Annotated in this window: 16 protein-coding genes; 9 read left to right on the top strand and 7 right to left on the bottom strand. The window is 71.2% G+C overall.

The genetic code is table 11. The annotated features are described in order from the left end of the window. The first annotated feature begins 104 nt into the window (after positions 1-104). Entirely contained in the window at positions 105-1,379 is a 1,275-nt protein-coding gene (locus ACGFNV_RS24295; protein ID WP_393625075.1) for a sensor histidine kinase, read from the top strand. Then, positions 1,376-2,062 (top strand): response regulator, encoded by a 687-nt coding sequence (locus tag ACGFNV_RS24290; protein ID WP_393625074.1) that lies wholly within the window; start codon positions 1,376-1,378, stop codon positions 2,060-2,062. The genes ACGFNV_RS24295 and ACGFNV_RS24290 overlap by 4 nt, the downstream gene beginning before the upstream one ends. A gap of 3 nt (positions 2,063-2,065) precedes the next feature. Here the strand turns inward: ACGFNV_RS24290 and ACGFNV_RS24285 are convergent, their stop codons facing one another. Continuing rightward, positions 2,066-3,079: a LacI family DNA-binding transcriptional regulator gene (locus ACGFNV_RS24285; RefSeq protein ID WP_393625190.1), complete on the bottom strand. Its 1,014-nt coding sequence runs from the start codon at positions 3,077-3,079 to the stop codon at positions 2,066-2,068. Positions 3,080-3,389: 310 nt separating this feature from the next. Between ACGFNV_RS24285 and ACGFNV_RS24280 the strand changes: the two genes are divergently transcribed. Beyond that, on the top strand, positions 3,390-5,465 hold the full coding sequence (locus ACGFNV_RS24280; protein WP_393625073.1) for a glycoside hydrolase: 2,076 nt from the start codon (positions 3,390-3,392) through the stop codon (positions 5,463-5,465). Between the two features lie 94 nt (positions 5,466-5,559). Here ACGFNV_RS24280 and ACGFNV_RS24275 read toward each other — a convergent pair whose 3' ends face one another. Next, on the bottom strand, positions 5,560-6,030 hold the full coding sequence (locus ACGFNV_RS24275; RefSeq protein ID WP_393625072.1) for an ArsI/CadI family heavy metal resistance metalloenzyme: 471 nt from the start codon (positions 6,028-6,030) through the stop codon (positions 5,560-5,562). 81 nt (positions 6,031-6,111) lie between these two features. Here ACGFNV_RS24275 and ACGFNV_RS24270 point away from each other — a divergent pair, with 81 nt between their 5' ends. From ACGFNV_RS24270 to ACGFNV_RS24260, 3 genes are read left to right on the top strand one after another with little or no spacing between them, the layout of a single operon-like run. Further along, the gene (locus ACGFNV_RS24270; protein ID WP_393625071.1) at positions 6,112-6,492 is read left to right on the top strand and encodes an ArsR/SmtB family transcription factor; all 381 of its coding nucleotides are present in this window, start codon (positions 6,112-6,114) and stop codon (positions 6,490-6,492) included. Further along, a complete protein-coding gene (locus tag ACGFNV_RS24265; protein WP_393625070.1) occupies positions 6,489-7,232 on the top strand; it encodes an aquaporin in 744 nt (247 codons plus the stop codon). The genes ACGFNV_RS24270 and ACGFNV_RS24265 overlap by 4 nt, the downstream gene beginning before the upstream one ends. Before the next feature lie 26 nt (positions 7,233-7,258). Then, the gene (locus ACGFNV_RS24260; protein WP_393625069.1) at positions 7,259-7,687 is read left to right on the top strand and encodes an arsenate reductase ArsC; all 429 of its coding nucleotides are present in this window, start codon (positions 7,259-7,261) and stop codon (positions 7,685-7,687) included. Positions 7,688-7,706: 19 nt separating this feature from the next. Here ACGFNV_RS24260 and ACGFNV_RS24255 read toward each other — a convergent pair whose 3' ends face one another. Further along, positions 7,707-12,809 carry a caspase family protein gene (locus tag ACGFNV_RS24255; RefSeq protein ID WP_393625068.1) on the bottom strand — a complete coding sequence of 1,701 codons (5,103 nt, stop codon included), beginning with the start codon at positions 12,807-12,809 and terminating at the stop codon, positions 7,707-7,709. A 150-nt stretch (positions 12,810-12,959) separates the two neighbouring features. Between ACGFNV_RS24255 and ACGFNV_RS24250 the strand changes: the two genes are divergently transcribed. Then, the gene (locus tag ACGFNV_RS24250; protein WP_393625067.1) at positions 12,960-13,331 is read left to right on the top strand and encodes a hypothetical protein; all 372 of its coding nucleotides are present in this window, start codon (positions 12,960-12,962) and stop codon (positions 13,329-13,331) included. A gap of 105 nt (positions 13,332-13,436) precedes the next feature. After that, entirely contained in the window at positions 13,437-14,177 is a 741-nt protein-coding gene (locus ACGFNV_RS24245) for a DUF899 domain-containing protein (protein WP_393625066.1), read from the top strand. A 69-nt stretch (positions 14,178-14,246) separates the two neighbouring features. On the opposite strand, the gene ACGFNV_RS24240 is transcribed toward ACGFNV_RS24245, so the two are convergent. After that, entirely contained in the window at positions 14,247-14,864 is a 618-nt protein-coding gene (locus tag ACGFNV_RS24240) for a TetR/AcrR family transcriptional regulator (RefSeq protein ID WP_393625065.1), read from the bottom strand. Positions 14,865-14,983: 119 nt separating this feature from the next. Between ACGFNV_RS24240 and ACGFNV_RS24235 the strand changes: the two genes are divergently transcribed. Next, positions 14,984-15,895, top strand: a complete 912-nt coding sequence (locus tag ACGFNV_RS24235) for an alpha/beta fold hydrolase (protein ID WP_393625064.1) — start codon at positions 14,984-14,986, stop codon at positions 15,893-15,895. Between the two features lie 83 nt (positions 15,896-15,978). Here the strand turns inward: ACGFNV_RS24235 and ACGFNV_RS24230 are convergent, their stop codons facing one another. The 3 genes from ACGFNV_RS24230 to ACGFNV_RS24220 all read right to left on the bottom strand — a co-directional run bounded on the left by ACGFNV_RS24230 (position 15,979) and on the right by ACGFNV_RS24220 (position 18,297). Further along, complete coding sequence (locus tag ACGFNV_RS24230; RefSeq protein WP_393625063.1) at positions 15,979-16,527, bottom strand: DUF4232 domain-containing protein; 549 nt, start codon at positions 16,525-16,527, stop codon at positions 15,979-15,981. 420 nt (positions 16,528-16,947) lie between these two features. Beyond that, positions 16,948-17,721: a polysaccharide deacetylase family protein gene (locus ACGFNV_RS24225; RefSeq protein ID WP_393625062.1), complete on the bottom strand. Its 774-nt coding sequence runs from the start codon at positions 17,719-17,721 to the stop codon at positions 16,948-16,950. Between the two features lie 168 nt (positions 17,722-17,889). After that, positions 17,890-18,297 carry a hypothetical protein gene (locus ACGFNV_RS24220; protein ID WP_393625061.1) on the bottom strand — a complete coding sequence of 136 codons (408 nt, stop codon included), beginning with the start codon at positions 18,295-18,297 and terminating at the stop codon, positions 17,890-17,892. Positions 18,298-18,353 lie beyond the last annotated feature (56 nt).

Below are 18,353 nucleotides of genomic sequence, written 5' to 3'. Positions count from 1 at the left end.
CTCCCCCCACCGGGGCCGTCCGTGGCGAAGCACACGGACGGCCCCAGGGGTGTTTCCCCCCGAAGTCGACCACGATGGTCCCAGCCCACCGACCGGAGATCCCGATGAGTATCAGCCTGGAGCGGCGCTACGCGGATCGCGTCGAGCAATTCAGCGAACGTCACGTCTTCCTCGTCGATCTGGTGGTCGTCATGGCCCTGATGGGGTGTGCGGCCCTCGGCAGTTCCCTCACCCTGCCCGGCGCCGACCCGCCCGACCAGGACGGGACCGCCGTCGCCCTCATGGGCGTGTCCTGCCTCGCCCTGCTGAAGCACCGCACGCATCCGCGCACCGCCGTCACCGTGACCGCCGCCTGCACGGTGGCCGTGATCGCCCTGGGCTACCTGCTCACGCCCCTGCTGCTGGCCCCGATCATGGCCGCCCTGTACTGGCTGGGCACGCAGACCGACCGGAAGACCGTCCGCACCTACAGCCTCGCCACCATCGCGGCGCTGATGCCGGCGGCCGTGATCTCCGACTCCATGGACCAGCTCTCGCTGCTGCTCAGGACGATCGGCCCGTTCTTCTGGCTGTTGCTGCCCGTCGCCGCCGGCAACATGACCCGGCTGCGGCGCGCCTACCTCACCGCGGTGCAGGCCCGCGCCGAGCACGCCGAGCGCACCCGGGAGGAGGAGGCACGCCTGCGCGTCACCGAGGAACGCATGCGCATCGCCCGGGAGCTGCACGACGTCGTGGCCCACCACCTGGCCCTGGCCAACGCCCAGGCCGGTACGGCGGCGCACCTCGTCCTCACCAGTCCCGAGCAGACCAAGAAGATCCTCACCGACCTGACCGGCACGACTTCCTCCGCGTTGCGGGAGCTGAAGGCCACGCTGGGGCTGCTGCGACAGAACGACGACCCCGACTCCGTACCGCTGGAGCCGTCCCCCGGCCTCTCCCGTCTGCCGGAACTGATCTCGGCGTGCGAGTCGGCGGGCCTGGACGTCACCGTCACCACGGAAGGCGAGCCCCGGGCACTCTCACCCGGGGTGGACCTGACCGCGTACCGGATCGTGCAGGAGGCCCTGACCAACGTCACCAAGCACGCCGCTACGGAGGCCGCCCGCATACGCCTCGAATACGCCGACTCGCGGCTGCTGATCACGGTCACCAACGACGGTCCCGTGACCACTCCTGCCCCCGACCCCGCGCAACGGCGCGGCTTCGGCCTCATGGGCATGCGCGAACGCGCCCACACCATCGGCGGTGAACTGTGCGCGGGGCCACTCCCGGAGGGCGGCTTCGAGGTCACCACGGCGCTGCCGCTGCAACCGGCGACAGCGTCGGCGGCCCCCGAAACCGCGGAACCCACACCCCTCGCAGAAGGACGGACCCCATGAGCATCAAGGTGCTGCTCGCCGACGACCAGGCCCTGCTGCGCGCCACGTTCCGGATCCTGATCGACTCCTGCGAGGACATGGAGGTGGTCGGCGAGGCATCCGACGGCAAGGAGGCGGTGGAGCAGGTCCGCGCCCACCGCCCGGACATCGTCCTCATGGACATCCGTATGCCCGGCACGGACGGCCTCACCGCCACCTCCGCCATCTGCGCCGACCCCGAGCTGTCCGGCACCCGCGTCCTGATCCTGACCACCTTCGAGACCGAGGACTACGTCGCCCAGGCGCTGCGCGCCGGTGCCAGCGGCTTCCTCGGCAAGGACGTCACCGCCGAGACCCTCCTGGCGGGCCTGCGCACCGTGGCCTCCGGCGAGGCGCTCCTCTCGCCGAACGCCACCCGCTCCCTCATCACCCGCTTCCTCATGGCCCCCGCCCCCGGCACCCTCCTCGCACCCCCGGAACGCCTGGCCGACCTCACGGTCCGCGAACGGGAGGTGATGGCCCTGGCGGCGGAGGGCAGATCCAACACCGAGATCGCCGAGGACCTCACCCTGAGCCCGCTGACCGTCCGCACCCACATCCACCGGGCGATGACCAAACTGGCCGCCCGCGACCGCGCCCAACTGGTCGTCATCGCCTACCAGTCGGGCCTGGTGCGGGCCACTCCCCAGGGCCTTGGCCACTGAGCTTCACGCCTGGCGGGCCCGGGTGTCCTCGCGAGGGGGCGGCGGTGCCGTGCTGTGGCGGACCACGAGCCGGGGCGGGACGAGTGTGGTGCCGTGTTCCGTTCCGGCGTGCCGCATCTTGCTGAGGACGCCCGCGACGCAGAGCCGGCCCACTTCGGCGAAGTCCTGGTGGACGGTGGTGAGGGGAGGCAGGAAGGACGCGGCCTCGGGGATGTCGTCGAAGCCGACGACGCTGACGTCGTCGGGGACCCTCCGGCCCCGCTCGTGCAGGGCGCGCAGCAGGCCGAGGGCCATCTGGTCGTTGGCGGCGAAGACCGCCGTGCAGTCCTGTTCGCCGGCGAGCCGGAGACCGGCCCGGTAACCGGATTCGGCCGACCAGTCGCCGCGTACCGGGGGCGGTGGGACGCGGCCCGCGTCGGTGAGGGTGTCGCGCCACGCGCCCGCGCGGCGCTGGGCGGCGAAGGAGCCCTCCGGGCCGGCCAGGTGCCACACCGTGTCGTGGCCGAGGTCCAGCAGATGCCGTACGGCGTCCCGTGCTCCGCCCACCTGGTCGGTGTCGACCACGGTGTAGCGGTCGCCGGCGTCCGAGTCGGCCACGACGACTTGGACCCCGGGCGGCAGCGAGACGGTCGCCGCGTCGAGCAGATGGATCTCCATGATGACGATGACGGCGTCCACGGCGAGTTCGCCCAGTCGGGAGAAGGCACCGTTCACCTCGTCCTGGGTGGGCACGGCGACGGGCAGCAGCGTGACGGCGTAGCCCTCGCGGGCGGCGGAGGTGGCGATGGCCTCCAGGGTGCGGATGTTGCCCATGCTGGAGAGGGAGAAGGTGATCACGCCGAGGGTGCGGAACTCGCCGCGCTTGAGCGCCCGTGCGGCGCTGTTGGGCCGGTAGCCCAGCTCCCGCATCGCGGCCAGGACCTGTCGGCGGGTCTCCTCGGTCACGCCCGGGAAGCCGTTGGAGACCCGGGAGACCGTCTGGGAGGAGACGCCGGCGACGCGGGCGACGTCGGCCATGGAGGCGCCCTGCCGGGGCCGGGCGGCACGTTTTCTCGTACGGCCCGTGCCCACGGGTTCCCTCTCCCCGTCCACTGCGCCCACCTGCCCCTCGCCCCCTGGCCGCCCGGCCCGCGCGAATTTCGGTCCGGAACGACTCCTTGACCCCTGAGATTCGGACAGTGTAGACAGCTCGCCAGCGGATGTTTACGTAAACATTGCTCAGTCCGAACCGCACGAAAAGGCTCCGAACCCGCACCAGTCGCACCACGCAGGCCCCGATCTCGCGTCACCGGGACACGCGGCACGCAGAAGAGGTGGAGTACTCGAGATGGCACAACGCACCCGTAAGAGAAGGCTCCTCGGGGCCATCGGCGTCACTCTGGCGACCGGAACCGTCCTGGCCGCGACCACCCTGCCCGCCGCGCACGCCGAGCCGGCCCAGGCCGCCGCGGCAGCCGGGGTCACCGTCCGCCCCGACCCCTCCTACCAGGGGGAGAAGTTCGAGGGCTGGGGCACGAGCCTGGTCTGGTTCGCCAACGCCACCGGCGACTACCCGCCCGAGATACGGGAGAAGCTGGCCAAGCTCCTCTTCGGCGACGACGGCCTGAACCTGAACATCGCCCGCTACAACATCGGCGGCGGCAACGCCCCCGACGTCAAGAACTACCTGCGGGCCGGCGGCGCGGTCGAGGGCTGGTGGAAGGCCCCGGCGGGCACCACCCGCGAGGACGTCGACTGGTGGGACGCGGACGACCCCAAGGACTGGAACAAGAACGCCGACCACACGCAGCGCTGGTGGGTCGACCGCATCAAGAAGGACATCACCCACTGGGAGGCCTTCAGCAACTCCCCGCCCTGGTTCATGACCGAGAGCGGTTACGTCTCCGGCAACTTCGACGCCGGCAAGGACCAGCTGAAGGCCGACTCCGTCGACGACTTCGCCAAGTACCTGGTGGGTGCCACCGAACGCCTCGAGAAGGCGCACCACATCAAGGTCGACACGCTGGACCCGTTCAACGAGCCGAACACCAACTACTGGGGCACCAAGCTCGGCGCGGACGGCGAACCCGTGGGCGGCCGGCAGGAGGGCGCCCACATCGGTCCCGAGCTCCAGCAGAAGGTGATCCGCGCGCTGGGCCCGACCCTGGCGAAGTCCAGGTCCGACGCGGAGATCTCCGCGATGGACGAGACCAACCCGGGCACCTTCGCCACCAACTGGAACTCCTACCCCCAGGACGTGCGCGACCTCGTCGGCCAGATGAACGTCCACACCTACGGCACCAGCCAGCGCACCACCGTGCGCGACCTGGCCAAGGCCGCGGACAAGCCGCTGTGGATGAGCGAGGTCGAGGGCGACTGGGGCGACGGCCAGAGCTTCACCGACATGCGTCCCGGCCTGGGCCTGGCCCAGCAGATGGTCGACGACCTGCGTGAACTGGAGCCCCGCGCCTGGGTGTTCTGGCAGCCCGTCGAGGACTACGACAACATGAAGCCGGGCGGCGAGTCCGCGAAGGGCGGCAACTGGGGCGAGATCCAGCTCCCGTTCAGCTGCACCTCCAAGGACACCCTCAAGACCTGCCCGATCTACACCAACACCAAGTTCGACACCGCCCGCAACTTCACCCACTACATCAAGCCCGGCGACCGGCTGATCAAGACGAACGACACCTCCAGCACCGCCGCGCTCTCCCGCAAGGGCGACCGGGCGACCGTCGTCCACGTCAACAGCACCACCGAGGCCCGCGACGTCACGCTCGACCTGTCGAAGTTCGGCAAGGTCTCCCGGCACGCCACCGTCACCCCGGTGGTGACCAGCGCCGACGGCAAGCTCGCCCGTCAGAAGGCCGTCCGGGTCACCGGCGAGCAGGCCACCGTCACCGTGCCCGCCCAGTCCGTGACCTCCTTCGTCATCAAGGGCGTCTCCGGTGTCGCCAAGGACGCGGCCGAGCTGCGCAAGGGCCACACCTACCGGCTGGCCGGCGTCCAGAGCGGCAAGGACCTCACCATCGCCGACAACGGCACCGGCCTCGTCATCAAGAGCGCCGACGCGGCCGACCCGAGTGGTCAGCAGTGGCGGGTGGAGCAGACCAGCCGGGGCGACGACAACCGGAAGCGGTACGTCTTCACCGAGGCCACCGAAGGCAAGCGCCTGGCCGTCCGTGACGGTTCCCTCGTGGCCGAGCCCGACGAGGGCGACCGCGACAGCGCCACGCAGTGGATCCTGTCGACGACCGGCGACGGCTCCTGGACCCTCGTCAACGCCGCCACCGGCCGCCTCCCCGACGTCTCCGGCCAGTCCACCAACGACGGAGCCTCCGTCGGCGTGTGGACGCCGAACTCCGGCGCCAACCAGCGGTGGAGGGTGACCGAGGTGACGGGAGAGGCCGCCGTACGGACCGACTAGCGCATCGGCGAGTCAGCCCCTTTCTCCGCGACGCCCCCGACCTCGGTCGGGGGCGTCGCGTCGTCGACCCCGCGGCCTGGTCCCGACCGCCGGCTCAGCCGCAGCCGCAACCGGTCGGCGCGGAGGCCGGTTCGTCGGCCCGGCCGGTGCAGCAGCCGTCGCCGGTGGCGTCGGGGTCGGCGCTCCTGCCGAGCGTGTCGGCGTCGGCCTTGACCACGTACACCTCCCAGGGCTCCCTGCCGGGGCCGTGCACCCACACCTTGTCCTGGAGGGCGTAGCAGCAGGAGGTGTCGTTCTCCTCGAAGGTGGCCAGGCCGGACTCCTTCAGGCGGTCGGTGGCGGCGCGGACCTGCTCGGTGGACTCGACCTCGACGCCGAGGTGGTCCAGGCGGGTCTCCTCGCCCGCCTCGCCCTCGATCAGGACGAGCTTCAGCGGGGGCTCGGCGAGGGCGAAGTTGGCGTAGCCCTCGCGGCGCTTGGCCGGTTCGGCGCCGAAGAGCTTCGCGTAGAAGGCGATCGACGCTTCGAGGTCACTGACGCGCAGGGCGAGCTGAGCACGGGACATGACGGGATCTCCCATCTGCTTGCATAGATGTCTTTCAATTCAGAGCTTGCGCCTTGGATCGACAATCGTCAACATAGAAGGATGTCGAAGCAAGAACTCGTGGTCCTCGGGCAGGACGACCGGTCCGCCGCGTGCTGCCCGGGACTGGTGACCGCGCCCCTGGACGACGGCCAGGCGGCCGAGCTGGCGAAGCTCTTCAAGGCGCTGGGCGACCCGGTCCGCCTGCGCCTGCTGTCCATGATCGCTTCGCGGGCGGGCGGCGAGGTCTGCGTCTGTGACCTGACCCCGGCCTTCGACCTGTCCCAGCCGACGATCTCGCACCATCTCAAGCTGCTCCGGCAGGCCGGCCTGATCGACTGCGAGCGTCGCGGCACGTGGGTCTACTACTGGGTGCTCCCCGGCACCCTGGACCGGCTGTCCGCGTTCCTGGCGACCCCGCAGAAGGCCGAGGCGACCGCGTGACCGCCTCGCTCGGGCGCCGGGCCCTCGCCGAGGCCGTCGGGTCGGCCGCCCTGGTCGCGGTGGTGGTCGGCTCCGGCATCCAGGCCACCGAGCTGACCGATGACGTCGGCGTACAACTGCTGGCCAACTCCCTGGCCACGGTGTTCGGCCTGGGGGTGCTGATCGCCCTGTTCGGGCCGGTCTCCGGCGCGCACTTCAACCCCGCGGTCACCCTCGCGGCCTGGTTCACCGGCCGGGGCACCTCCGGCGGACTCACCCTTCGCGATGTGGCCGCGTACATCCCCGCGCAGACGGCCGGGGCGATCGGGGGCGCCGTCCTGGCCGACGCCATGTTCGCCAGGCCCCTGGTGCGGTGGTCGGGCCATGACCGCTCGGCCGGCCACCTGTGGCTCGGGGAACTGGTCGCGACCGCCGGACTCGTCCTGCTGGTCTTCGGCCTCGCCCGCACCGCCCGCGCCCACCTCGCGCCCCTCGCCGTGGCGTCCTACATCGGTGCGGCGTACTGGTTCACGTCGTCCACGTCCTTCGCCAACCCGGCCGTCACGATCGGCCGCGCCTTCACCGACACGTTCGCCGGCATCGCGCCCGCCTCGGTCGGCCCGTTCCTCGCGGCACAGCTCGCCGGTGCCGTCCTCGGCCTGGGCCTCCTGGCCGCCGTGTTCACCCGCCCCGCACCGGAGCGGCCCGGCGTCGTCCCCGTCCCGGCCGAAGCCGAGCTCGCCGCCCCCTCCAGCTCCTGACCGACCACCCCGAGAAGGCACCCACCATGACCCCTCCCGCCGAGCGCCCGTCCGTCCTGTTCGTCTGCGTCCACAACGCCGGGCGCTCCCAGATGGCCGCCGCCTTCCTCACCCACCTGGCAGGCGACCACGTCCAGGCGCGCTCCGCGGGCTCCGCCCCCGCGGACACCGTGAACCCCGCCGTCGTCGAAGCCATGAACGAGGCGGGCATCGACATCTCGGCCGAGATCCCCAAGGTCCTCACCGTGGAAGCGGTCCAGGCCTCCGACGTCGTCATCACCATGGGCTGCGGCGACACCTGCCCCGTCCTCCCCGGCAAGCGCTACCTCGACTGGCAGCTCCCGGACCCCGCCGGGCAGGGAGTCGAGGCGGTCCGCCCGATCCGCGACGAGATCGAGAAGCGCATCCGCGTCCTGCTCTCCGAGATCGCCCCGGAGGCGTACGGCATGCCGTGATCGTGCCGCTCGGTCCGCGTCATGGCCGCTCTCCCCGCTCGGCGGCACGTTCCAACCGGAGCCCGAACAGCCCCGCGTACACCTCCAGGCGTTGGCGCACCCACTCGGGCGGCTCACCCACCGCCCGGGCACAGCGCTCGATCCGCTCCTGCCCGACCGGACCGGTCAGTGCGGGGAGTTTCCCGTCGAGGCCCTCGGAGAGGATCGCCAGGTCCTGCCAGCCGGGCACGACGTCGGGCACCTCCGAGATCGACGGCGGTACCTCCTCCAGGGCGAGGTAGAGGGTGATGCGGCGTTGCCAGGTGTGCTGTACCGACTCGCCGAGACGGCCGGCGACGCTGATCAGATCGAGAGGCAGCAGCGGGGACCCGGGCGCGGAGACACGGTATGCGGGGTCGACCGCCACGGCGTCGTGGGCGGTGGGCACTTCGTCCGGCAGCGCGGCCTCCGCCTCGTCGCTCAGATCCGGTACGAGCGCACCGATGGCCCGCAAGGGGGCCAGGGCCCGGTACGCGGCTCGCGCACCGAGGTTGCGGGTGCGGGCGTAGGCGACGAGCCGCTGCGCGGTGAGCGGGACCCAGCTCGGGGTCTCCCACCACTCGTAGTCCACGTCCTCCTGTGGTCCGGCGTCGACCAGAGCCGCGATCTCGTCATGCGTCGGAATGAACTTCCTCAGCGCCTTGGGCGGTCGGGGGGCCACGAGATCGGCGCCCAGCCCGAGGTTCTGGGCTTCCCGGTGCGCGGTGTCCCACAGGACCGACAGCTTCTGACGCAGCCGCTGGCTCCCGGTGAACAGCACGGCCGAGGTGGCCGGTACGGGATAGTCGGCACCGACCCAGCTGGGGTCCTCCCCGGAGAACGCGTACCTGCTGGGTGTGGGCAGATCGTCCCAGGCGCGCAGCAGGCTCGCCGCGTCCGGGAGATTCACCCCTGCCTCCCTCAACTCATCCAGGTACCAGGACAGTTCTTCCCACGAGTGCTCCTGGGAGCGCACGGACGCGAGGTCCCGGAGCGAGACGCCGTCCTCCAGGCGGACGCCCGCCTCATGCAGCCACCTCACGAGGTGGCCCGTCTCTGGCGAGGGGACGGCGTCCCGCGCGGAGGAGCGCTTGGTGTAGCGCCGGCGGTGAACTACTCCGAGGCCCTCGGTCACGCGTGCGAGGAGGCGTTCGGCCTCCCATACGGAGAGCTCGAAGTCCGCGGCCAGTTCGATGGTGGCGGCCCATGGCAGCGCCGGCCGGCCGTCGGCGCCGTGGACCACGTAGTGGCGCAGGACGGGAAGTACCTCTGCCGGCACGGCAGCCCATCGGGCGGCCAGGGCCTGATCGGGTACGGGGCGCCCCAGCCAGGCGAACTCGGCCATCCGCCGCCGCACTTCGGCCGCGGGGAGCCCCGTCACCGCTGCCACCCCCGGCACGTCCCAGGGGTGGACGGCAGGTCGCCAGTGATGCTTGTCCTCCTGGAGGTACAGCAGCTTCAGCTCGGCGTCCGTGCAGACATGGTCGCGGTGGTGGTTCGGTACGGCGCTCAGCGGCTTGCCCACGAACGGGGCGTACCGGGCGCAGGACTCGGCCAACTTGCCCAGCGGTTCACGGAAACTGGCGGAAGCGCGGGCGATGCCGGAGAGGTCCTCGGGCGGATGCCGGTAGTAGATCTCGTTGGCGGCCCGGCGCTTGGGCGGCAGGGGGCGCCCCCAGACGGTGATGGCGAGGCCGTCCAGCGGATCGGGCTTGCTGCCCTGGAGCCCTCTCATGATGTACCAGTCGGTGAAGTCCGGTTTCCAGTCCAGGTCGCCGTCCCCGAGGACGGCCGGCCCCGCCAGCCGCGGATGGGCGATGCGCAGGCCCCGTGTCGCGCGCAGCACCTCCGCCACGGTCGTCCCCTGGTCGTGGGCCACCAGCACCGCGGTACGCCAGTCGCCCTCGATCTTCGTCGCGATGTCCGACCAGCCCGGCTGCGGGACGGGGTGCCCCGACAGGGATGCCGGAACCGCTTCGTTCCGGGTCCGGAACCCAGGACCGAGGGTGGCCAGTCGCCACGGCCGGATCATCTCGGAGAGCTTCTCCTCCTCGCGCCGCCCGCGCCGGTCGTCCAGGGCGGAGTCCAGCCTGAACCAGCCGACCTCGTCGAGGTTCACCTGTCGTCCGAGGCCGTCCGAGGCGAGCACCCCCTGCCCCCGCAGCGCCGCCCACAGGATGCGGGCGAGCGGGGGCTCTCGGGACTCCACGCTCCACAGCCAATCCAGGCTCAGCTCAGCGTGCCCGGCCAGCGCTTGGGCTCCGAGCCGGAACTGCTCGCGAGCCCACCTGGTGTCGTATCGCTCCAACTTCTTGCGGTTGACGCTGAGTTCTCCCGCGTGCGCGCCCGTCAGATTGAGCACGTACCCGAAGGTCCGCTTGTCCGCGGCGATCCCGTCGCACACGATCGCCCCGTCGCCGGAGACCCACCACAACGTGCCCGGCACCGCCTCGACAGCGAACCGGGTGGCGAACGCGCCCGGCCCCTCTCCGGACTTGAGGCGACCGGGCAGCCAGGTCTCCTCGGTGCCGTCCTGGTCGCGGACCTCCAGCCGGAACTCGCTGAGCAGGACCAAGGCGCGCAGCACCGACACGGCGGAGTCCCCGGGCAGCGCCCCCGCACGGCGCAGGTGCAACCGGACGCGCGTGCCACCCTCGGGCAACGCCGTGCCGCCGCGCTCGTCCTCCTCCCGTACGCGGAAGAGACTGCCGCTGACCGGGATCTCGACGCGCAGGGCCTTCTCGGCCGGGCGGCCGTCCGGGCCGACCGGCCGGGTCACGATCGTCATCTCGTCGGCGAGCATGAAGTAGCTGAAGACGCCGATCCCGAAACGGCTGTTGGGGTAGAGCCGCAGCGAACTGTCGTGCCGAAGCCACGCGGCCTGCTCCCGGCGGAAGGAGTAGGACTGGTCGAAGCGGCGGCCGGCCCGGGTGAAGGTGTTCTTCAACTGGTCGACCGTCATGCCGACGCCGTTGTCCACACACTCGACATAACGCCCGCGGCTGTCCTCGCCCACCTCGACGCGGATCCGGCCCGCCCACTGTGCCGGTTCCCGGCCGAGATCCCGCAGATACCTGACCCGCATCTCCCGGTAGCGGCAGGCGTCCATGGCGTTCTGGTACAGCTCCCGCAGCGCGAGTTCGGGCTCGCCGTCGTACAGCTTCTCGCCCATCAGCAGACGGCGGATCTCCGTCTGCGACAGCGAGAACTGCGCGAGCGGCACGTCGTAGGCGTCCGTGCCCTGCTCACGGTCCGGCCTGAGCCGGTGGTCGGACAGCCGCGCGGGGAGTCCTCGCAACAGCGCGCCCTCGTCCCGCGGGAGGTGGCGGGCCGACTCCCGCAGCAGGTGGCCGAGGTCGTCGGCGTCCTCGACGACCGAGGCGAGTGCCGCGTGGATCGCCGGATGGGGGCAGACCGCGTCCAGATGGAGATACGAGGGAGCGTCACCGTCCTGGAAGGGGTCCCAGAAGGCGTCCCGGAGCACGGTGACCACCTCGCTCGGCACCACCGGATCCGAGACGGCGAGATGCTCGGCGAGGACTTCCGGAAGGCACCGGGTGTCGAAGGCGAGCAGCCCAGCCAGCCGCAGCAGCGCCGCGAGCGGACGTACTCGTAGCTGCCACGGTGTTCTGCGGACGACGTGACGGTCCGGCGGCAGCCGCTGGTCGTTCGGCGGAGCGCCGACGGTGAGGCCGGCGGCGACTGTGCGGAGCGCCGTGGACAGTGCTTCCGCCCGGCCGCCGCGCCGCTCGCCCGCTGCCGTAGGTGCCATGTCGAGGAGCTGGGCCACGAAGCCGTCGGCGAGCACCGCGGGCACGGCCTCCTCGTCCGTCGCGAACCGCTCCTCGATCCAGCGGTGCACCAGCCACAGCGTGACGGCGTGCCGGTCGTCGGCGGGGTCCGTCAGCCACAGGTACCAGTCTTCGAGCTTCTCGGCGATCTGGGGGTAGTGCTCGGTGATCTGCTCGTAGTGCCGCCGCCGGTCGTCGGCCCCGTCACGGCTCCGCACGGAGTGGGGACGGAACTCGGCGGCCTGGCTCAGCCGCTGCGCCCAGGCCGTCTCGTGCAACAGAGCGCCGGCGATCAGCGCGGTGACCTCCAGCGCGGACAGTTCGGCGTCCTTCGGCAGGAGTTGGGGGAGGCGGTCCGTCAGCAGTCGTACCGGATAGTCGTCGTCGGCCCATGGATCGGGCAGCCGCTCCTGAGCACGGTGGACGTGACGGGCGGCCTGGACGGCCAGGTCGGACAGACAGCCTTGGAAATGGGCCACGGCTGCTGTGTCGCGCACCGGGACCCGTTCCCAGAGGGCAGGTGTGCGTACGGCGTCCTGCCAGGCCTCCAGCAGCCGTCTGCCCTCGGCGACCGCCAGGGACCTGGTCTGCACCGCCAGGTCGTTTCCGTAATGGATCAGGACCTTCTGCGGTCCGGCCGCCGCCCGTAGCGCGAGGATCTCGGTGTCGCGCCGGGTTTTCTCGTACACCTGCTCCACGGTCGTGGCCTCGGTCAGCGGGTCGAAGGCCTGGGCGAGCGCCGACGTGAAGAAACTGCCGGTCGCCGCGAAGCCGCTGGGCTCACCGGGGCCGCAGCTCGTCATCATGGCGAAACCGCTGTGCGGGGGGCCCTTGACGACGTTGCTGCCGAAGGCGGGCCCTTGCTCGTCCCCCGCCCAGCGGCAGGCGTCGATCAACCACAGCACGGTGCCGGCCGAGCAGTTGGCCAGATACCGGCTGATGTCGGCCTCCAGGAGCGACTCCCGTACGTGGGGCTGCTGCCACCCGGCCGCGGGGTCGCCGTGCTCGGCAGGGGCCCTGGCGTCCGAGGGCACCACGTAGTCGGTGGTGCCGATCCGAACGCCGTGCCCGGTGAAGTAGAGGAGCAGTGTGCTGCCGGGCGGCGCGCTCCGGGAGAGGTCGGAGATCCGCTCGGTGATCGCGTTCCGGGTGGGATTCTGCAGGGTCTCCACCGCGTAGCCGCTGCCCTCCAGAGAGGCGCGCAGCGCTCGCAGATCCGCCTCGACCGTCGCCGCCAGGGAGGGAAGAACGTGCTCCGCGCCCGGATTCTCGCCCACGCCGATGAGCAGGGCTGTGCGTCCCTTGTCTTCCACTCGGCCCCCTGGTTCCCCTCCGACCCGCCCATGGTGCCATCCGGCCTTGCCAGGCCGGGGCGGATCGGTCGAGTGGCCGACGCGTGAACCGAGGTGCGTGCTCGCTCGCGGTCCTTCTCCTGCGTGCGGACCCGTCCCATACTGGGAGCCATGCGCCGAGCCTTCGCCCATGACGCGGTTCTCCTGATGGAGGCCGACGGTGATGTCGGAGCACCCGGCGCAGCCATCACGGTCGCGCTGTGCGGGCACTGGAACCACCGGCCGCCGTGCCCGCTGGCACCGCACCACACCTCTGCCGAGCGCTCCGGCGGGGAGGTACGGCTCCGCGTGCTGTTCGCGGCCGAACCCGCGGCCGAGCAGGAAGTCCGCGGCCGGATCGAGGCCGCACTGTCCCGGGCCGCTTTCGACGGCCCGGACGGCGTCACCACACACTGGCGACTTTACAGCGCGGGACCCGGCCCGGTCCGGAAGGACGAGCTCGGGCACGCGGAGCGCCTCGCCGCGGAAGGGGATGCGGTGTAGCAGCGGGGCGACGGCCCGCTCATGCCGGAAGTCGAAGGCCCGCCGGTGCGCGCGTACCGTGGGACATGAGGCCGGATGTCCGCTCCCGCACAGGAGGGAATGGCCATGCCCGAGCACACCGTCGGCACACAAGAGCAATTCGAGGCGGCCCGGCAGGAGCTTCTCGCGGAGGAGAAGGCGCTCACCCGGCGCAACGACGAGCTCGCCCGGAAGCGGCGGGAGCTGCCCTGGGTGCCGGTCGAGAAGGACTACCGCTTCGAGACCGAGGACGGCCCCAAGGCGCTCGCGGACCTCTTCGACGGGCGTTCCCAACTGCTCGTCTACCACTTCATGTTCGGCCCGTCCTACGCGGCCGGATGCCCGGTCTGCTCCTCGATCGCGGACACTCTCGACCCCAACGCGGTCCACCTCAGGGCCCGTGACGTGACGCTGATCTGCTCCTCGCGGGCACCGCTGGACAAGCTCCTCGCCTACCGGGACCGGATGGGCTGGAGCTTCGACTGGGTCTCCACCGTCGGCGCCGACTTCCACCGCGACCTCGGCTTCCTGTACACCGAGGAGGAGTTGAGGCCGTTCCTCGACGGCGACATCCCGCAGACCGTGAGCCAGATGGCCGAGGCGACGGGCACGGACGTACTCCGGTACGTCACCGAGGGCCCAGGACTGAGCGCCTACACGCTCTCGGACGGCACCGTCCACCGCACGTACGTCACCACCGCGCGCGGCCTCGAGCCCGCCATGGCCTACTACGGCCTCCTCGACCGGACCCCGCTGGGCCGCCACGAGGAGGGCGAGCAGACCCACTGGCTGCGCCGCCACGACGAGTACGTGACCTCTCCGGCATAGCCTCAGCCTTCGCGCCCTCCGCCGGCGAGGCCGCCGATCGTCGAAGCGGGACCGCGAACGGGTCCTGCGTCAACCTGTCGCGTCGTCCGTGCGGAAGACGAGGTCGAGATGGTCGTCCAGGACCGCGGCGGCGGCTTCGGGGCTGCGCTGGCCGACGAGGATGCTGGTGCCGAGCCCCGCGGACATCGCGAGCAGGCCGGCCGCCGCCAAGCGCGCGTCCACGCCGGGCCGCAGCAGATCCGCCGCCTGCGCCTGCCGCAGGATGTCGGTCAGGGCGCCTTCGGCGGCGTCCGGGTTCTTGATGAAGGGCTGGGCCGCGAGCGTCCGGTCGGTCACGGCCAGCACGGCGTACGAGGTGTAGAGGTGGTGGAAGGTACGGCTCTCCTCGTCCGTCGGCAACGCCGTCATCAGCAGCGCCTCGACCGTCGTACGCGGCCCCGGGGCGTCACCGGCGGCTCGGATGCGGGCGGCGAGCCGCTCCCCGAACTTGCCGGTCAGGTGCTCCAGCCCGAAGAGCAGCAGCTTCTCCTTGGTCTCGAAGTAGTACTGCACCAGTCGCAGTGACACGCCCGCCTCGGCTGCCACATCGCGCATCCCCACGGCATGCAGCCCGCGACGGCCGGCGACCCGGACGAGCGCCTCCGCGATCTCGGTGCGCCGTTCCGCATGGTCCACCCGCTTGGGCATGGGCTTGGTCCTCCGCTCGTCGTCCGTCCGCCGGTCCCTCGTCGGCCGCCCTTTATGGTACAGCCGTATCAACATCGTGATACGTTCGTACCACGAAACCGAGACCTCCGGAGGTGGCCGTGTCCGAGACCACTGCCCGCACCCAGGCCGACGTCGGCCGCTACGTCAGCGACGCCTGGCGCGACCGCTACTTCGCCGCGTGCGACGCCGTCTACGCGCTGGGGGCAACCGCCCTCGCGGAACAGGACGTGGAGACCTCGTTCGGCACCACCCACGTGTACCGCTACGGACCCACCGACCCGGCGGCCCAGTCCCGCACGCCGGTCGTCCTGGTGCACGGAGCGGGATCCTGTTCCGCCATGTGGTACCCGAACACCCCCGCCCTCAGCGCCGAGCGACCCGTCTACGCCGTCGACACCCCGGGCGATCCCGGACGCAGCGTGCAGCGCGAGCCGATCCACCAGCCCGAACGCGCCGCGCAGTGGCTGGAGGAGACGCTCGACGGGCTCGGGCTCGAACGCGTCCACCTCGTCGGCACCTCCTACGGAGGCTGGCTCGCCCTGAACCAGGCGCACCGCAGGCCCGAACGCCTCGCCTCGGTCACCCTGCTGGACCCGGGCGGCCTGGAGAAAGTGGGGCTGCGCTTCTTCGTCTGGATCTTCGCCAGCCTCTTCGCGACCTTCGCGCCCAAGGCACTGCGCCCGCGACTGGCGGCCTGGCTGGAACAGCCGGTCCTGGTCATGCCCGAGCTGCGCACCATGATCAGGACCGCCGCCCGCGCCTACCGCATCCGCCGCCCGGCACCGCTCCCCCTGTCCGAGGCCGAACTGTCCACCATCCGTACGCCGCTCTACCTGGTACTCGGCAAGCGCAGCCTCCTGGTGCACCCCGAGCGCCAACTGGAGCGTGTCCCTCGCCTGATACCGGGCGCCCGCGCCGAGATCGTCACCGGCACCGGGCACGGACCTCAGATCGACCACGCGGAGGAAGTGAACCGCAGGATGCTGGACTTCATGGCCTCCGTCGACTGACCCGAGCCGGTGAAGACGCGGGGGCCCGTGCCGCTGGGCTCAAGCGGAGCACCAGCGGCACGGGCGCCCGCGACACCACGCTCCTACCAGAAGAGGGCGTCCGCCGCGTTGTCCTGCCAGTAGGTGACGGTGGCGACACTGTTGAAGAACACGCCGCCGTTCGGCAGCGTGAGGGTCTTCTCCTGGTTGGTCGCGTTGCCGTTCCTGTCGGCGAAGGTCACGCCCAGGGTCTTCTTCGTGCTGCCACCCTCGCCGTCGGGGGAGAACGTCCAGATGCCCGCGTACGCGCTCTGGCCCGGCTTGATCTCCAGCACGGCCTGCGGAATGGTCTCCTCGGCCCACGGCAGCGGGGCCTGGGCGTCGGCGCCGGCCCTCAGGAAGGGGGCGCTGTAGGCGTAGCAGGGCTTGGTGCCGGTGTTGGTGGCCTTGAGCAGCAGGTGGTTGATCGGGCGGGCGGCCTCGGTGACGGTCAGCTGGGTGTTCGCCGAGGTGCAGGTGGCGATCGAGGACGCCTTGTTGGTGGCGGCGGAGGCGGTCTGCCCGGCGGCCTGGACGCCGACGAGCGCGAGGGCCGCGGCGACGACCATGGAGGAGGCGGTCGTGCGGGAGACGGAACGAGTGGCGATACGCATGAAGAGACTGCTTTCTCTGAACATACGGAAGATGATCTTCCAGGTGTGAATCGGAATCCGCGTCCGGCGAGTGCCGTCGCTTGGATGACCCAAGCCTGTGCCACGCGCCGTCCCACTCGCCATTCCCTCGGGATTTTCGGGATGCTGGAACGCATCAACGGCCCCTGACCTGGGGAAACATGACCTTCCTGGGATGCCGGACGGAACGGAGGGGCATCGGAGAACGAGGGCCGGCCGGGGGCGAAGAGGTATCGGACCAACGTCATCACGCCGCACGCCCTCCTGAACCGCGGCGGCGACACGCAACGGCCCGGTGGACCGGGGGCCGCACCCGAAGAGCCCACGCAGGGCACGCGAACGGCCTGGCAGCGAGGCGGTGTCGCCTCGCTGCCAGGCCGTTGGCGCGGTCGGGGCCGGGGCTCAGCGCACCGGGAAGCCGAAGGAGTAGCCCTGGTCCTTGAGCCAGGGGAGGAGCCGGCGCAGGGCCGCGACGGTCTGGGAGCGGTCGCCTCCCGCGTCGTGGAAGAGGAGGGTCGGCCCGTTGGGCAGCTCCCGCTGGACGGTGGCGACGACAGCGTCCGTACCCGGGCGCTCGAAGTCCTTGCTGTCCACGTTCCAGCCCAGCGGGCGCATGCCCCGGGAGGCGGCGAGGGTGCGGCTGTAGGGGGTGAAGGCGCCGCCGGGGGCCCGGTAGTACATGGGCCGTACGCCCCCGGACGCCTTGGTGATCATGCGCTCGGCGTCGAGGATCTGCCGCGACTGGTAGGCCTCGGACTTCTTGTCCATGGCGGTGTCGTGGGACACCGAGTGGTCGCACAGCCGGTGTCCGGCCGCGACCACCTGCCTCACCAGGTCCGGGTGCGCCTGCGCCTGCGTCCCCACCATGCAGAACGTGGCCTTCACCCCGTACTCCCGCAGCACGTCCAGCACTTGAGGGGTCCACACGGGGTCGGGTCCGTCGTCGATGGTGATGTTGACGCCGCGCGCCCCCTTGTCCGAGGCGTGCGCGATGGTCACCGCGACCGGCTCGACCTCACTGGCCGGCTTGGCCGACGCGGTCACCTTCGGCGACGAGCCGCCCACGGAACCGGCCTGCGCGGTCCACACCGAGGCACCGGCGGCGAGCGCCGTCACCCCGAGCGCCACCCCGATCACCTTGCCGTACCAGCCCCGCCCGCCACCGTGCCGCGCCATGTCCGCCCCGCTTTCGCCCGGTCCCTCGCCGATCCCCGGTCGCCTTGCGACCACCTGGCATGACGAGGGGCGGCGGCCACGGGATGCGTCCGTTACGGATCACGGACAATCCCGGGGGAGTTCGCGGACAATGCGGGACGTTCGCGGACGGCGCCTGCCGTGAGGGAATCAGTTGTAGGGGTTGATCGACCCGTGGGACGAGCTGCAGTTGTCGAAGGTCGTGTCACGGCAGACCGTCACCCACAGGCTGTGGATGCCGCTGTCCTCGCTGCCCGACAGGCTGCCCCAGGTGGAAGTGGTGCCGCATCCGCTGGAGTTCCAGTGGTTCGGGTACTGGAAGCCCGGCACGCTGACGTAGAAGAACACCGGGTGAGCGTCGCACGAGGTGTCACTGAGCTTCACGTTGCGCAGCGTGAACGAGTCCGAACCGGTCCAGTCGACGGTGAGCGAGACGGAGGCGCCCGTGGTGCTGGCGCTGAGCGGTTCGTTGTCGTAGGCGTTGGCCGTGCCCGGCGTGAACCCCAGGACCGTGGCCGCGAGGCCGGCGACGACGGCGGCGATGCCGCGCTTCTTCATGATTCCTCCAGGTGTTCGGGTCGAGGTGTCTTCTCTCGCTGCGGTGTGCGTTGCGC

This window comes from Streptomyces sp. NPDC048751 (genome assembly GCF_043198595.1).
In the GTDB taxonomy this organism is placed as follows: Bacteria; Actinomycetota; Actinomycetes; order Streptomycetales; family Streptomycetaceae; genus Streptomyces.
Note: the sequence above shows the minus strand (reverse complement) of the source record. Positions and strands in the feature narration are given on the sequence as shown.

Bases quoted from the DNA above. Each gene is read 5' to 3' on its own strand.
- ACGFNV_RS24285 (WP_393625190.1), bottom strand. From the start codon at position 3,079: ATGGCCGACGTCGCCCGCGTCGCCGGCGTCTCCTCCCAGACGGTCTCC.
- ACGFNV_RS24290 (WP_393625074.1), top strand. From the start codon at position 1,376: ATGAGCATCAAGGTGCTGCTCGCCGACGACCAGGCCCTGCTGCGCGCC.
- ACGFNV_RS24225 (WP_393625062.1), bottom strand. From the start codon at position 17,721: ATGGCGCGGCACGGTGGCGGGCGGGGCTGGTACGGCAAGGTGATCGGG.
- ACGFNV_RS24245 (WP_393625066.1), top strand. From the start codon at position 13,437: ATGCCCGAGCACACCGTCGGCACACAAGAGCAATTCGAGGCGGCCCGG.
- ACGFNV_RS24220 (WP_393625061.1), bottom strand. From the start codon at position 18,297: ATGAAGAAGCGCGGCATCGCCGCCGTCGTCGCCGGCCTCGCGGCCACG.
- ACGFNV_RS24260 (WP_393625069.1), top strand. From the start codon at position 7,259: ATGACCCCTCCCGCCGAGCGCCCGTCCGTCCTGTTCGTCTGCGTCCAC.
- ACGFNV_RS24275 (WP_393625072.1), bottom strand. From the start codon at position 6,030: ATGTCCCGTGCTCAGCTCGCCCTGCGCGTCAGTGACCTCGAAGCGTCG.
- ACGFNV_RS24270 (WP_393625071.1), top strand. From the start codon at position 6,112: ATGTCGAAGCAAGAACTCGTGGTCCTCGGGCAGGACGACCGGTCCGCC.
- ACGFNV_RS24240 (WP_393625065.1), bottom strand. From the start codon at position 14,864: ATGCCCAAGCGGGTGGACCATGCGGAACGGCGCACCGAGATCGCGGAG.
- ACGFNV_RS24250 (WP_393625067.1), top strand. From the start codon at position 12,960: ATGCGCCGAGCCTTCGCCCATGACGCGGTTCTCCTGATGGAGGCCGAC.
- ACGFNV_RS24230 (WP_393625063.1), bottom strand. From the start codon at position 16,527: ATGCGTATCGCCACTCGTTCCGTCTCCCGCACGACCGCCTCCTCCATG.
- ACGFNV_RS24295 (WP_393625075.1), top strand. From the start codon at position 105: ATGAGTATCAGCCTGGAGCGGCGCTACGCGGATCGCGTCGAGCAATTC.
- ACGFNV_RS24280 (WP_393625073.1), top strand. From the start codon at position 3,390: ATGGCACAACGCACCCGTAAGAGAAGGCTCCTCGGGGCCATCGGCGTC.